The sequence below is a fragment of the Nostoc sp. NMS7 genome (assembly GCF_017115085.1).
Classification (GTDB): domain Bacteria; phylum Cyanobacteriota; class Cyanobacteriia; order Cyanobacteriales; family Nostocaceae; genus Nostoc.
The window spans coordinates 65,098-79,211 of the sequence record NZ_JABXKJ010000246.1 but is presented as its reverse complement, the minus strand read 5'-3'; the positions used below and the strand labels follow the sequence as shown (position 1 = coordinate 79,211).

At 42.7% G+C, this 14,114-nt stretch carries 14 protein-coding genes; 9 read left to right on the top strand and 5 right to left on the bottom strand.

Annotated elements, in window-relative coordinates; all coding sequences use genetic code 11:
• Positions 1-39: 39 nt before the first annotated feature.
• Both HWQ38_RS33890 and HWQ38_RS33885 read left to right on the top strand, forming a co-directional pair.
• On the top strand, positions 40-1,629 hold the full coding sequence (locus tag HWQ38_RS33890; protein WP_292802747.1) for an alkaline phosphatase: 1,590 nt from the start codon (positions 40-42) through the stop codon (positions 1,627-1,629).
• 336 nt (positions 1,630-1,965) lie between these two features.
• Positions 1,966-2,313 carry a hypothetical protein gene (locus HWQ38_RS33885; RefSeq protein ID WP_292802744.1) on the top strand — a complete coding sequence of 116 codons (348 nt, stop codon included), beginning with the start codon at positions 1,966-1,968 and terminating at the stop codon, positions 2,311-2,313.
• Positions 2,314-2,390: 77 nt separating this feature from the next.
• On the opposite strand, the gene HWQ38_RS33880 is transcribed toward HWQ38_RS33885, so the two are convergent.
• On the bottom strand, positions 2,391-2,570 hold the full coding sequence (locus HWQ38_RS33880) for a hypothetical protein (protein ID WP_292802741.1): 180 nt from the start codon (positions 2,568-2,570) through the stop codon (positions 2,391-2,393).
• Between the two features lie 582 nt (positions 2,571-3,152).
• On the opposite strand from HWQ38_RS33880, the gene HWQ38_RS33875 reads away from it, so the two are divergent.
• From HWQ38_RS33875 to ftsH3, 6 genes are all read left to right on the top strand, one after another.
• Positions 3,153-3,413: a hypothetical protein gene (locus HWQ38_RS33875; RefSeq protein ID WP_292802738.1), complete on the top strand. Its 261-nt coding sequence runs from the start codon at positions 3,153-3,155 to the stop codon at positions 3,411-3,413.
• Between the two features lie 452 nt (positions 3,414-3,865).
• The gene (locus HWQ38_RS33870) at positions 3,866-5,083 is read left to right on the top strand and encodes an acetate kinase (RefSeq protein ID WP_292802735.1); all 1,218 of its coding nucleotides are present in this window, start codon (positions 3,866-3,868) and stop codon (positions 5,081-5,083) included.
• A gap of 138 nt (positions 5,084-5,221) precedes the next feature.
• Positions 5,222-6,007, top strand: coding sequence for a hypothetical protein (locus HWQ38_RS33865; protein ID WP_292802732.1), 786 nt, complete (start codon positions 5,222-5,224; stop codon positions 6,005-6,007).
• A gap of 112 nt (positions 6,008-6,119) precedes the next feature.
• Positions 6,120-6,539 (top strand): GNAT family N-acetyltransferase, encoded by a 420-nt coding sequence (locus HWQ38_RS33860; protein ID WP_292802729.1) that lies wholly within the window; start codon positions 6,120-6,122, stop codon positions 6,537-6,539.
• Positions 6,540-6,556: 17 nt separating this feature from the next.
• The gene (locus tag HWQ38_RS33855) at positions 6,557-7,351 is read left to right on the top strand and encodes an aminotransferase class IV (protein ID WP_292802726.1); all 795 of its coding nucleotides are present in this window, start codon (positions 6,557-6,559) and stop codon (positions 7,349-7,351) included.
• A 111-nt stretch (positions 7,352-7,462) separates the two neighbouring features.
• Entirely contained in the window at positions 7,463-9,304 is a 1,842-nt protein-coding gene (gene ftsH3 / locus HWQ38_RS33850) for an ATP-dependent zinc metalloprotease FtsH3 (protein WP_292802723.1), read from the top strand.
• A gap of 490 nt (positions 9,305-9,794) precedes the next feature.
• On the opposite strand, the gene HWQ38_RS33845 is transcribed toward ftsH3, so the two are convergent.
• On the bottom strand, positions 9,795-10,013 hold the full coding sequence (locus HWQ38_RS33845) for a hypothetical protein (protein ID WP_190729975.1): 219 nt from the start codon (positions 10,011-10,013) through the stop codon (positions 9,795-9,797).
• A gap of 395 nt (positions 10,014-10,408) precedes the next feature.
• Complete coding sequence (locus HWQ38_RS33840; RefSeq protein WP_292802720.1) at positions 10,409-11,590, bottom strand: low temperature requirement protein A; 1,182 nt, start codon at positions 11,588-11,590, stop codon at positions 10,409-10,411.
• A 110-nt stretch (positions 11,591-11,700) separates the two neighbouring features.
• Between HWQ38_RS33840 and HWQ38_RS33835 the strand changes: the two genes are divergently transcribed.
• Positions 11,701-12,063, top strand: coding sequence for a hypothetical protein (locus tag HWQ38_RS33835; RefSeq protein WP_292802717.1), 363 nt, complete (start codon positions 11,701-11,703; stop codon positions 12,061-12,063).
• 35 nt (positions 12,064-12,098) lie between these two features.
• Here the strand turns inward: HWQ38_RS33835 and HWQ38_RS33830 are convergent, their stop codons facing one another.
• Both HWQ38_RS33830 and HWQ38_RS33825 read right to left on the bottom strand, forming a co-directional pair.
• Positions 12,099-13,268, bottom strand: coding sequence for an ATP-binding protein (locus HWQ38_RS33830; protein ID WP_292802714.1), 1,170 nt, complete (start codon positions 13,266-13,268; stop codon positions 12,099-12,101).
• On the bottom strand, positions 13,216-14,070 hold the full coding sequence (locus HWQ38_RS33825) for an RNA-binding domain-containing protein (protein WP_292802711.1): 855 nt from the start codon (positions 14,068-14,070) through the stop codon (positions 13,216-13,218). Before HWQ38_RS33825 ends, HWQ38_RS33830 begins: the two co-directional genes overlap by 53 nt.
• Positions 14,071-14,114 lie beyond the last annotated feature (44 nt).

The window sequence follows — 14,114 nt, the reverse complement described above, 5'->3', positions numbered from 1 at the left end:
TTGCTGTGCTTTAACTTACCAGTTAGTTAGGAGTAGAAAATGGTAGATTACCGGAATTTTGAGCAGTTCCTGCATAGTCGAATCAAACGACGCAACTTAATTGTCGGGGCAGGAGCATTGTCTGGTTTGGCGATCGCTAACCAATTTTCTGCTCAAAGAGCGATTGCTAAAAGCAGATTTGCCAATTATCCTTTCACTTTGGGTGTAGCATCGGGTGATCCCGATCCTAGCAGCGTCGTGATTTGGACTCGTCTAGCTCCTGAACCCTTAAACGGAGGTGGAATGCCACTTGCTAATGTGCCAATTCGCTGGGAAGTAGCAACCGATCCCGATATGAGGCGTATTGTCTCCAAAGGTACTGTACTTGCAACTCCAGAACTAGCTCACTCAGTTCGAGTTGTGGTAGAGGGACTGCAATCTGATACTTGGTACTGGTATCGCTTTCTAGTCGGCCAAGACGCTAGCCCCATTGGTCGCACTCGTACAGCCCCTTTAGCAGGTGGCTACTTAAATAAATTAAACTTTGCCCTTGTTTCCTGTCAGCATTATGAGCAGGGGTACTATACCGCCTACAAATATCTCGCCCAGGACGACCTCAGCTTGGTAGTGCATGTTGGAGACTACATCTATGAAGGAGGAATTTCAAGCGATCGCCCCAGAAAGCATAATAGTGCAGAAATTATTACCTTGGAAGATTATCGCAACCGTCACGCCTTGTATAAAACCGATACCAATTTGCAAGCAGCTCATGCAGCCTTTCCCTGGATTGTCACCTGGGATGACCACGAAGTAGAAAATAACTACGCCAACGACATCTCAGAAATTGATACTGAACCAGATCAGGATCGGGCAATCTTCCTAAAACGACGGGCTGCTGCCTATCAAGCTTACTACGAACACATGCCATTGCGTCCCTTCTCGCGTCCGGTTGGCCCGGATATGCAACTTTTCCGTCGGCTCTCCTTTGGTAACTTAGCAACCTTCCATGTCTTAGATACCCGCCAATATCGCACCGATCAGCCCTGTGGTGATGGCACTAAAGAACGTTGCCCACAAAATTTAGATCCGAATGCAACAATTACTGGCAAGCGTCAGGAAAATTGGCTATATGATGGTTTGGATAGCTCACAGGCTAAGTGGAACGTTTTAGCCCAACAAGTTGTAGTTGCTCAGATAGACACAAAACCAGGGGAAGGCGGAACCTACAGCATGGATAAGTGGGATGGTTATGTAGCTTCCCGCGATCGCCTCATGCGTTTCTTAGAACAGCGCCAACCATCTAATCCAGTAGTCTTATCAGGCGATATCCATTCCAACTGGGCAATGAATTTAAAGGCAGACTTTAATAATCCAGAATCTACTACAATCGGGAGTGAATTTGTCTGTACTTCAATAACCTCCGGTGGAGATGGAGCAGATACCATCCCCGCAGTTGAAGCTTACTTACCCGACAACCCACACATTAAGTTCTTCAACAGTCAACGGGGGTATGTTCGCTGTGCGCTGACTCCCACAACCTGCAAAACAGACTATCTAGTTTTATCAAACGTCACAACTCCATTTGGCACGATTAGTAAGCGGGCTTCATTTGTGGTTGAAGATGGTCGTCCAGGAATACAACAAGTCTAATCGTTTAATTCCCAGGTATCGACATCAGATCCTCTTATACCATTTCACGAAATACCTGACCAAAAATATATAGGTAGGGGTGTACAGATGTACGCCTCTACTAACTGTGTATATTCCACGCAAGTCATTAGACATCTCCAGAAATTAAATATGCGTTACCCAGAACCCTTGTAGAGACGTAGCAGTGCTACGTCTCTAGATTCTTTTTCACTCCTATGTCTATTGGTTTCTAACCTATAGCGGTTGTTGGTATTGGCACTAAATATCAGATTTTTCCGGTTGAGCCAAAATATAAGTGAATAATTACTTTACATTGAATATGTATAGCTAAAACTCATGGAAATACCCCAACGCGTATCAGTCCGCTACAAAGACGCGTCCTTCAATAGTAATGAAATTCGCTTGAGAACTCTTCGGCTTGGGTTACAAATATGGGATGAACAAACTAAACCTAGAAAAACAGAGCTTTATCAGTTTATATCGTCTTGCTTGAAACAAGTTGACCGCCAAGATCGTTTTATGTTTTCTCTGTTGTTTATAGAATTAACAGACCTCATCCGCAATTCTTCGCTGGAAAGGGGAACAAAAGAGGTTCTGATTAAAACAGCTTTTAGGGAGTTTGCTTGTGCGATAACAGACTTTGAAGACGATAAGGTTGGTTATGGGGGTGCTGGTATTAAGTAAACGTAGCTCAGTCTAGGCATCGCTCTGAAGTCAGCTAATCGAGTAGGATATCTATATTAAGTAGCTTTCCCATCAGATTAGTTTTTTTTTGCTGAATGCGCGGAAGCGCTAGCACTCAAGGTATCGTTACCAGCACCACCGTTAAGGGTATTATCGCTCTTTGAGCCATAATCGAGGGCACCCCACGAATCAGTTCCGCTATAGCCACCAGAAACGTTAAGAGAATCGTTACCGTTGGTTCCAGTGATATATGCCATAATTTTTACCTACCTAAATCGAGTTTTTCAGTAACTTAACTTGTGGATTTGAAGTTTATGCTGTTAAGATTTCTGTGATTTGGTTACAAAAAGTGCAAGTATGAGGTTAAGTGCCTTACATGAAAGTAACACATTAGGATTTCCCGTATTGGTATAAGAACAGCTTTAGAACAAATCGTTATTTCCTTTATTAGAGTAAAACTTTTGTTCGTCGGTTACTTATAAATAACGCTCAAGTACTGATAGAGTCTTGTGTCCAGAGATTGACTGGATGTGACGCAGTTGATTCTCATGGGCTTGTGGCTAGATTATCAAATTATCGTGTGCGATCGCATGAATTGACAGCTGAATAATCACCTCTAATACAGAAATCCGACTTGAGTTTTACTAGGCTGCCCTGAGACTATAACCCATCTCAGCTAAGGTTTCGAGCGTTATTCGATTTCAAAAATCAAATATAAATCCTAATAATAGTGACAAAAATAACTATTTAAACATGACTTTTATCACAGGCATATACCTGATTATTCCGATTAGATTGAGAGTACACAAACCAAGTAATGCAAGGCAGATAAAGGATATATGAACAGCTTTAAATCTATTCTTATTGGAGGCTTATTAGCAGCTACTTCAATTGCTGCTCTTTCTCAAAATGCTAATGCTGCTGAATTTAAATTTGAGCATGATCATTTTAATCAAAATAGTGTAGCTTTTAATAACGGTAGAGTCCAACACGAACGTGAAGTCCGTGAACAACGCGCTCGTGAATTCCGTGAACGTCAATTCCGTGAACAACGCGCTCGTGAATTACGTGAACGTCAAGATCGTCGCTTTCATCGCTAAGATAAATGTGAATTCGCCGGCTCATATAGTGTCCGCCTAATTAGCTAAATCAAAAGACCTTTAAGAGGTTTTAGTACGCAAAGCCGTCACTTTCCCAGTCGCAGAGGGACAAACTTAAACTTTAGTTCAAGGCAGGGAGCGGTTCGTCGAACTCACATTAACAAAAGAAATTCTCGCTCATATTACATTAGGAGAGTAGCAATACTCTCCTTTTTTCTGGGCATAAATCTGCTCAAACGTAAATTAAGGCTAGAAAAACTTGTTATGTAGCGGTTCTCGGTTGAGTCAGGGAGAAGAACCCCAAGAACAGGCAATTGCTAGCTTGAGAGAGGCAACGCAGCTTTACTTAGAGGAATTTATCTCTACCTGAAACATATCCAAGGTATATGACCATAAGGTTAGACTTGGTGACATGATCAAAGGAGGTCATGTTTTTATGTTGTTATATTTATATGAAGATATTGGTGCTGAATGCCGGATCGAGCAGCCAAAAGAGTTGTCTGTATGAGATTGCAGATGAGGCTCTTCCCACCCAAGCACTCGAACCCCTTTGGGAAGGGAAAATTAACTGGACTCAAGATCGGGGTGTGGCAGAAATTAAGGTGAAAACTGCTACGGGTGCAACGCTGCAAAAATCAATCTCTGGTGATTCCCCAGAGGCACACCTCACCTATATGCTGCATACACTTACTTATGATGCTACCAAGGTAATTGATCAGTTGTCAGAAATCGATGTGGTGGGGCATCGAATAGTACATGGTGGACAGGATTATCGAGATAGTGTGGTAATTACTGAGGATGTCAAAAATGCGATCGCACGTCTATCTAACCTTGCTCCCGAACATAATCCAGTCGCTTTAGAAGGCATAGAAGCAATTGAACAAATCTTCAAAGATGTCACCCAAGTAGCAGTCTTTGATACCGGATTTCATGCCACTCTACCCGATGCAGCAGCGATCTATCCCGGCCCCTATGAGTGGGTAGAAGAAGGTATCCGTCGCTATGGGTTTCATGGCATCAGTCACCAATACTGTTCTGGTCGTGCTGCCCAAATTCTCGGTCGAGATGTTGCATCTGAGCGGTTAATTACCTGTCATCTGGGCAATGGTTGCTCTTTAGCAGCGATTAAAAATGGTCGCAGTATTGATACCACTATGGGATTCACGCCTGTAGAAGGATTGATGATGGGCAGTCGTTCTGGTTCAGTTGATCCAGGGATTCTGATTTATCTGTTGCGATACTGCAATTACTCGGTCGAAAGGTTAGATTATGTATTAAATAAAGCTTCTGGATTAAAGGGAATTTCGGGTATATCTAGCGATATGCGTGAAGTGAAGGAAGCGGTCACTCAAGGTAATTCCCGCGCTCAACTGGCGTGGGATATCTACGTACACCGTCTACGTTCTGCGATCGGTGCAATGCTTACCAGTTTGGGCGGATTAGATGCTTTGGTATTTACCGCAGGCGTGGGTGAACACTCTCCAGAAATTCGCCAAGCAGCCTGTGAAGCCTTTGGATTTATCGGACTGAAAATAGACCTTGAGAAAAATCAGCAGCAACCTGTGGATCAGGATATTGCGACACCCGATTCAGCAGTGCGGGTATTAGTTATTCATACTCAAGAAGATTGGGCGATCGCTCAAGAATGCTGGCAATTTTTGAAACACTAAAAATAGCTACATCAGCTATGATTCAAAGTTTTTTACCTATTTGGTCATGGATGTATACTGTTACCATATAACTGAGTAATTTTACGAGAGGTATATTATATACAGGAAGTTGGTTATACCTGGGAAAACAAGAAAAATATGTTGTTATCGCGTCAATCTATTGCTACACCTTTTGTAGTTTGTGTGTGTATTTTAGGAGTTGGCTTGATTCAATTCCCCCAATTGCAAAAACTAATAAATAGCCAAAAATCTGCCTCTTTAGAAACCCTAGAAAAAGAAATAAAATCTGAAAAGCTTCGTCTTAATTTTCTCCAAAAAATGCCCAGTTTTGGTTATGATAACTTCATCGCAGATTTGGTATATCTGAATTTTTCACAATATTTCGGAGATGATGAAGTTCGGGATAAAACAGGTTATAGTTTAAGTCCAGAATATTTTGAAGTCATTCTAGAACGCGATCCGCGATTTTTAGCAGCCTATCGGAGTCTTTCTGTCAGTACTTCATTGTATGCTGGTATGCCAGAACGGGCGATCGCATTGGCAGAGAAAGGCTTAAAATCACTATCTCCTTCAGTTCCCGAAAAGTCTTATTATGTCTGGCGTTCTAAAGGAATTGACGAGTTATTATTTTTAGGCAATGCTAAAGCTGCCCAACAATCTTTTGCAACGGCGGCAAACTGGGCTAGTAACTTTTCAGATCCAGAGAGTCAGCTGATCGCTAATAGTTCCCAAAAAACTGCGGAATTTTTGAGTCGAAATCCTAATAGTAAATATGCTCAAATTTCAACCTGGGCAATGGTTTTAAATTATCAAGTTGATGAGAGAACTCAGAAACGAGCAATTAGGGCAATCGAAGCTTTGGGAGGAAAAGTAATTACAACTCCTGAAGGGACTCACAAAATTGTATTTCCCCCAAAGGATTAAAATAATTCGTAATACTTCTCTACGAGAGGCTGCACCAACGACTTCTCTACGAGACGCTGTTCGCGAACGCTCAGTGCAAGTTCGTAATTCGTAATTTTCAGGAGCAATATTAGTGTCAATACAATTAGGAGAATCTGACTTTCAAATATTAAAGTGTTTTCCTGTTATGTCCCAGTTGCGCCCTCACCTTCAGCAGGCTAAGTTTGTAGAACAAGTTAGATATCAAATGAAAGAAGGATATCAACTTGCATTCTTGCAAGTAGAGGAGCAAGCTGTGGCAGTGGCTGGATTTCGCATTTCTACGTGTTTAGCGTCAGGAAAGTTTTTATATATTGATGACTTAGTTGTTGATGAGTTAAAGCGATCGCATAGTTATGGTCAACAGTTATTTCAGTGGCTAATTGAATATGCAAGAAATCATGACTGTGAATACCTGAGTCTTGATTCTGGTGTTCAGCGATTTGCAGCTCACAGGTTTTATCTCATGCAGCGCATGAGCATTACAAGTCATCACTTTTCAATAGAGTTGTAGCGACAAGCAATCTGGTTGTGAAAAATGACATTTTTTGGTATAATAGCAAATTAATTCACTCCCAAACCCTAGAGTTAGATATTAACGATCCAGGGTTACTTTATGGAGCAACTATTTTTACAACATTGCGGGTTTATGAGAACTCCCTAGATAGTAGTTTAACCAATTGGCTCTCACACTGCGATCGCCTACTTTTCTCAGTACAATCTTTTGGTTGGCAGCAACCCGATTGGAATCGTCTGCGTCAAGGTGCCGAAATTCTCCTCGCACACTTCCCCGTTCTCAGAATTACCCTCTTTCCCGATGGACGTGAGTGGATAACTGGCAGATTCTTACCACAAAATTTGACAGAAAAACAAAAAACTGGTATTTTATGCGCCGTTGCTAGTCCTGAATTTTATCGCTCTCTTCCCTCTCATAAAACTGGAAACTATTTAAGTGCTTGGTTAGCAAGAACTAGCTTAGATGCCCAAGAAGCAATATTAGTCGATGCCCAAGGAAATTGGCTAGAAACCAGCACAGGCAACCTTTGGGGATGGTGTAATGGCAGTTGGTGGACGCCGCCAAAGAAGGCAGGAATTTTACCGGGAATTTTGCGATCGCAACTTGTAAACTGGTTACAAAACCACCAGCAGCCAGTGCGCGAAGAAACTTGGAACCTCGAATTAGTCCAGAGATTTGAAGCGATCGCCTACACTAATAGTGTGGTAGAAATTATTCCGATTCATACCGTTCATCAGCCCACAGGATCGCTACAATATAATCCCTACCATCCTAGTTTTCAGCAAATCAGGGAGCTTTTTCTAGCATGATAGCTACGCCATGTTGTTACACTTAAGATAAGTTAACATAATTCTTAACAATGACCTTTCCGAGCAGAGAAGCTAGGCGATGGCGCGAAAAATACAGGAGGATAGACCTTAGTGAATAAAAAATGGAGAAATGCGGGGCTGTACGCGCTGCTGTTTATTGTCGTCATTGCGCTGGGAACAGCATTTTTTGACAAACAACCGCAAAGCAGAGAGATATGGCGATACAGTCGCTTTATTCAAGAAGTTCAACAAGGCAGAGTAGAAAAAGTCAGTTTGAGTGCAGATCGCTCCACAGCACTGGTTACACCCAAATATGACCCAAATAAACGGATTGTGACCTTAGTCAACGATCCAGACCTGATCAATACCCTGACTTCAAAAGGCGTTGATATTTCTGTTTTGCCCCAAACCGATGAAGGATTTTGGTTTAAGGCACTGAGCAGCTTATTTTTTCCTGTATTGCTTTTGGTTGGCTTATTCTTCTTGCTACGTCGCGCTCAAAGTGGGCCAGGTAGCCAAGCGATGAACTTTGGCAAATCCAAAGCCAGAGTCCAAATGGAACCACAAACTCAGGTGACATTTGGCGATGTTGCCGGGATTGACCAAGCCAAGTTGGAATTAAACGAAGTCGTAGACTTTCTGAAAAACGCCGATCGCTTTACCGCCGTTGGTGCAAAAATTCCTAAAGGTGTGCTGTTAGTTGGCCCTCCTGGTACAGGTAAAACCCTCCTAGCTCGTGCGGTAGCTGGTGAAGCAGGTGTACCCTTCTTCTCGATCTCCGGTTCGGAATTTGTGGAAATGTTCGTCGGTGTGGGTGCATCCCGCGTCCGCGATTTGTTTGAACAAGCTAAGACCAATGCTCCTTGTATCGTCTTCATCGATGAAATTGACGCCGTAGGTCGTCAACGGGGTGCAGGTTTAGGCGGTGGTAACGATGAGCGGGAGCAAACTCTCAACCAGTTGCTCACAGAAATGGACGGCTTTGAAGGTAATACTGGCATTATCATTATTGCCGCTACCAACCGTCCTGATGTCCTAGATGCAGCACTATTGCGTCCTGGTCGTTTTGACCGTCAAGTTGTGGTAGACCGTCCCGATTATGCTGGACGCAGCGAAATTCTCAAGGTACATGCCCGTGGCAAAACCTTGGCAAAAGATGTGGACTTGGATAAAATCGCCCGTCGTACCCCTGGATTTACTGGCGCAGATTTATCCAACCTGTTGAATGAAGCCGCAATTTTGGCAGCACGCCGGAATTTGACTGAAATTTCGATGGATGAAATCAACGACGCGATTGATCGCGTATTAGCTGGGCCAGAGAAGAAAGACCGGGTAATGAGCGAAAAGCGCAAAACTTTGGTTGCATATCACGAAGCTGGTCACGCCTTAGTTGGTGCTTTGATGCCAGACTACGATCCTGTGCAGAAGATTAGCATCATTCCTCGCGGTCGCGCAGGTGGTTTAACTTGGTTTACCCCCAGCGAAGACCGGATGGACACTGGTTTGTACAGCCGCGCTTATCTGGAAAATCAGATGGCTGTAGCTTTGGGTGGTCGGATTGCTGAAGAATTAATCTTTGGTGAAGAAGAAGTTACCACTGGTGCTTCTAACGACTTACAACAGGTAGCACGGGTTGCCCGTCAGATGATCACCCGATTTGGGATGAGCGATCGCTTAGGCCCAGTCGCCCTTGGTCGTCAGCAAGGTAATATGTTCCTGGGACGGGATATCATGTCAGAGCGTGATTTCTCTGAAGAAACTGCCGCCGCCATTGATGAAGAAGTCCGCAAACTTGTGGATGTAGCCTACACACGCGCTAAAGAAGTGTTGGTGCGTAACCGCCACATTTTAGATGAGATAGCGCAAATGCTGGTTGATAAAGAAACGGTAGACGCCGAAGAGTTACAAGAAATTCTGTCGAATAACGATGTGACAACCGCCGCCTTTGCCTAATTTAATCAATAGTTAGGAGTTAAAAACAATTCCTAACTCCTAACTTTTAAAATTCGGGGTAATTCTGGGATTTTCCAGAGTTACCCATTTTTTTAAGTTCCTTGTCAAAAGCCCGGTCTTCATGACCGGGCTTTTAATCCGAAATGGGGTTATATTCCCCAAAGATTAGTTATAGAGTTTCAGTATAAATCGGTAGTCTGATAGATACTACCACCTGAGCATAATCAATTCCGGAAAATTAGAAAATTTTTTCTAGATACACCAAAATCAATCAAAGGAACTATAGCTCGTGATTCTCTCCCGTGAAAACTAGAAATCAGGGTAATTTGGAGATTTTACGAATTACCCTGATTGTGATCAAGGCAAAAGAATCTATGCATTCTGTGGCAGACCCCTATTTAGCGATCAAAAGTGTTCTCAAGAAGATCACTTTCCGAATCTTGACATGATTAGCGTCAAGAGTGAATCGATACTCAACCAGCCGCCGATCTTAAACTCTAGATGTCGGTTTCAAAAATAGCCACGCCACAAAGAACGTAGCTGCTGTGAATAGTTGCGTCAAATCCAAAGCAGATAGATAGCCATCTGCAAATGAAGCAATACTGCGATCGGTAATACCAAATACCCAGGATGACAGTCCAAACAGCCAAATCCCATTCTTGAGATTTCCGACGAATTCCTTAGAGTCTGATGGTTCTTGGTCTTTCATGATCTTCTGTTCCGTTGATGAAGAATTTGGTGATTGATGCGAAATACCTGCCATTGAGAATTTTTTATTAATCCTGACGCTGAATTTACACTTCCTATTAATAATATTAATAAATATTTCAGCTACTTGACTTCATTAACCAAAGGTACATCTCATAATTTTGACATTCCTGCTTTGCTTCTGTCACCTCTGATAGACGGCAACGTGTTGAGTGATCAGCATTACAGCGTCGGGTTTGAATGCTGAGATTACATAATCTTTAAATAACTATATAAATATTTATTTATTTAAATAAAAAGTACTTCATAGGATAGATGCGTTTCAGAAAATGACTCATATTGAAATTACGTGGATAGGTCGCAGTGGCGCACATCTGTGCGCCACTGCGCTATGAGCTAGATTTCTGGGTCAACCAAGCGGGTAGTCGGACGACTCTGATATAAATCTTGAACTACTTGCCCAGCAGAAACTACAGCGACAAGGGCAATGACTGCAACAGGTAACAAACCTTTGCCTAAGATGGCGATCGCTAGCAGCACAACTGCACCCCCAAGTCGATACTGGGAACGAATTTTGCAATAACGGATCACCCCAAATCTGTGGAGAATACTGACAGCTAGAGAGCATAATGCTACTGAACCACAGATGAGCGATCGCTGGGAATCGGGTAGTGGTAAAGTTGGCTGACTCAATAAAATTTGTTCTACACCAACTCCAGCAGCAGCAATCCCAATCACTAGCGGTAAATGGGTGTAAAGCCAGAGATTGACAACACCAATTTTTCCATGTGTCCGTGCGATCACAATGGGTGTGCCACCCAGATTATCAAAATATACCCACCACCAGCTAAAAGCGATAATTAGACCAAACACGCCAGAAATCACAGTTAAAGTATCCCATTTCTGCTCAGAAACACCATTGACCACTGCAATGATTGCTTCCCCCAAAACAATAATCGTAAATAGCCCGAAACGTTCCGGTAAGTGGGAGGCGTGGGGGAGTAACACGATCTGAAACTTACGTCCTATTAAGGGTGTGGCAAAGTCAATAATGATTCCCACTGTCCAAAATCCGAACCGCCAAGGAATGGGTATAGATGCTGATGTTAACCAGAAGAAGGCTGCGATCGCAAAACCAATCGCATAGCGAGTAGTCAAAGGACGCGCTGAAGGTATATAGATTCCAGCACGGACGTATTCTATTACAAGCACAACCCGACCGAGAGCATAGGAAATGGCAAAACCAGGGGAACTCTCACCCAAACCGTGGTGGATATTAATAGCCATTGCTGCTGCTGTCAGCATTTGTATACCAATCAGCAGTCGATGTCCGACATCATCGCTGTCAAAGCGGTTGGCGTAGAATGTAGTGCCAATCCATGACCACCAAACTGGTATAAATAGAACTACAAACCCAAACAATCCTGATAGAGAGATATCCTCGTTGAGATTGTGGGCGAGTTGAGAAACTGCAACTACAAAAACCAAATCATAAAAAAGTTCTAGCCAAGTAGCGCGTCGTTCTTCTTCAGTGTCTTCACCAATGCGTAACCTTGGCGGTTGGAGAAAATTTGCCATAGTGCTAATTGCGAATCGCTAATTGTTTTTTACCATTAGCTGCCATCAATTAGCGAGTACTTAGGCATTGCTGTATAAATTGTTAAAAACCTGCTGATAATACTATTAAATTGGGAGTCGTTAATCCTGCCGACCTCGAAAAAGCGATCGCAATTGCCTCGACAAAGTATGGTCTTGAATTTATTGTCGAAAATGCCTACAAAATCCAGCACAAAGCCATGCAGTTTCACCATCTCCTGGGCTTCGCTGTACTTGGGGTTAAATTCGCGGACTTTTTGATAGAGGATATCGTTAAAATAGATGGAAGCTTGGGCAGCTTTTTCTTGAATTTTGCCACTGTGGTTATTAAAGCATCTTCTGGTTTCGGCTTCGTCACCAGATACAAATTTCCAGCCTATTTCTTGGGCGTAAGTAATAATACGGCTTTGAAGGGTTTTGTGTTACCCTGGTTTGGGCATGATAGTAAATTTTAGGTTTAAGTTAATAAAAAAGCCTAATCTGCGTTGGTTTAGGTGGCTCTATATGCTTGTTGCGGACTATTGGAGGGCTTTTCTTGTTTTAGTTTTCCCGATCGCAGAAGTGGAGTTAAATATTGAGTTTGTAAATAATCCTGATTGCGATCTAAAATTGTGGCGATCGCAGAAGAAGATAAGCTTTTCCAGCTACAAAGCTCTATAATGGCAGTTTTTACCTGATCATGATTTGAACGTCTACCCAGTTTTTGAATCTTAGTTCTTAACTGCTCAGGCATCTGTACGAGATAATTTTGACGCTCATCAGTCTGGGAATGGTCTTCCTGTTCTTCCACCGGTAGATTTATGACTAGCTGCTTATGCTCTTGATGTTGATTGTTATCTAGGGAGTCACTCCCTAGATTAGATGACTCTGGCTTGGTTAACTCCCTAGATAAGCCGTTATCTAGGAAGTGACTTCCTAGATTAGATTTCTCTGGCTCGGTTAACTCCCTAGATAAGTCATTGTCCACTAATCCTGAAGCGAGAGTGTAGCAAGTGGCTGATCCTTTGCCTTGTTGTTCGAGTAGTCCAGCATCCCGTAAGCGTCTCAGGTGTTGACTGGCGGTGAGAGTATCAACATCATTGGTGACACGGTAAATCAAATTATTAATACTTCCAGCTTTTCTCAGCACGACCAATGCTTTGGCTTCATCATTGCTTAATCCATAGTCTTTAAATTGTTTCAGCCACTCAATATCTTCTGTGTCAAGCAGATGATGGGTGAAAAGGGTAACGTGAAAATAATCTCTATCTCGATTTGAAACAAACAGAGGTAGGGTCAAATTTGCTTCCAGCATTGTCTCTAGCATCACCTTTCCTCCAGATCCTTTCGTTTCTGCAATACCTACTTCATGGAGAACTGCGGCAATCTTTTCGTTACGAGTTTTTGAGCCAGGTTGGTCAAGTTCATCTGTAGGTTTGAGAGAATAACCGGGATTACGAATTTCCAGACGGTCAGAGAAGCGAATAATCTGGACAGGACTCCGTTCTCGATAGTTACGGTGCATTAAGGCATTAACGATCGCCTTTCGGATAACTTTACGAGGAATAAGGGGGGTTTCTCGGCGGTGAATGCCATTTTCTGAAAGGTTGAAGGCTTTGGGAAGATCGTTAAGAATGAGGGTTGTTAATTTGGGAATGGCTAATAGTAGGTAGGGGTTCACGGATTTCGAGACTTTGATAACGCTTATCTGGATCTGAAACCCACTCCTTACCTTCTACAAGGATGTAGTCGATGCGGTGCATGGGAAAATAACGCCGCAGGGCGATTGCTTTCCCAAATAATATTAATCCGGCGATCGTGGGACAGTATTCTCCTTTTTGTGTTGGGTGTCGGGCGATCGCATTTAGAGCATAGAGCAATTGCTGATCGTCAAAATTAAGTTCACTGGCGTTGGAGTTTAGAGCTTGTCTTTCTCTGCGGTAAGTGGCGATCGCTTCTGGGTCTAAATCATCGAGGGTGGCATCTGGGAAAATTGTAGTGTCGTAGGTTTGGGCGTTACGTTCTTGATAAAAAAGTTCAATATCTCTGTCAGTGCATTTTTGATCAGTTGAAGCAATGCGTCTAAATGCACCTTGGGGAAGTCCTCTTTTAGTAATATATACAGGTTTTTCTGAGGGTTGGACTTCTGGGATCAAAGCAACAATAACGATTTTTCCATCTTTAGTAGCAGTTTCTATTTGGGGACGAATAGTGATATTAAAGACTTCTCGGCATTGGGTGGCTAAATCTCGTTGTATTTTGTCGGTATCTGCTATTCCTTCAATTTCATAATTATTGGTATCACTTTCTTCTGATGATTTGATACCGAGTAGAAGATAACCCCCTCCTAGACTGGGTTCATTAGAAAATGCGCTAATAGTTTCCCAGCAACTTTTACCAACCTCTGAGCATTTTTTTGCTTCTATTTCTACGCCTTCATCTTCGGTGGTGAGGAGTTCCCAGAGTTCATCAAAGGTAAGCATATTTATTCGTTTCCTCCCTGTAGTTCGAGATTCTGGGCAGAAAG

Coding starts and splice junctions, on each gene's coding strand:
- HWQ38_RS33890 (WP_292802747.1), top strand. CDS start 40: ATGGTAGATTACCGGAATTTTGAGCAGTTCCTGCATAGTCGAATCAAA.
- HWQ38_RS33885 (WP_292802744.1), top strand. CDS start 1,966: ATGGAAATACCCCAACGCGTATCAGTCCGCTACAAAGACGCGTCCTTC.
- HWQ38_RS33880 (WP_292802741.1), bottom strand. CDS start 2,570: ATGGCATATATCACTGGAACCAACGGTAACGATTCTCTTAACGTTTCT.
- HWQ38_RS33875 (WP_292802738.1), top strand. CDS start 3,153: ATGAACAGCTTTAAATCTATTCTTATTGGAGGCTTATTAGCAGCTACT.
- HWQ38_RS33870 (WP_292802735.1), top strand. CDS start 3,866: ATGAAGATATTGGTGCTGAATGCCGGATCGAGCAGCCAAAAGAGTTGT.
- HWQ38_RS33865 (WP_292802732.1), top strand. CDS start 5,222: ATGTTGTTATCGCGTCAATCTATTGCTACACCTTTTGTAGTTTGTGTG.
- HWQ38_RS33845 (WP_190729975.1), bottom strand. CDS start 10,013: ATGAAAGACCAAGAACCATCAGACTCTAAGGAATTCGTCGGAAATCTC.
- HWQ38_RS33840 (WP_292802720.1), bottom strand. CDS start 11,590: ATGGCAAATTTTCTCCAACCGCCAAGGTTACGCATTGGTGAAGACACT.
- HWQ38_RS33825 (WP_292802711.1), bottom strand. CDS start 14,070: ATGCTTACCTTTGATGAACTCTGGGAACTCCTCACCACCGAAGATGAA.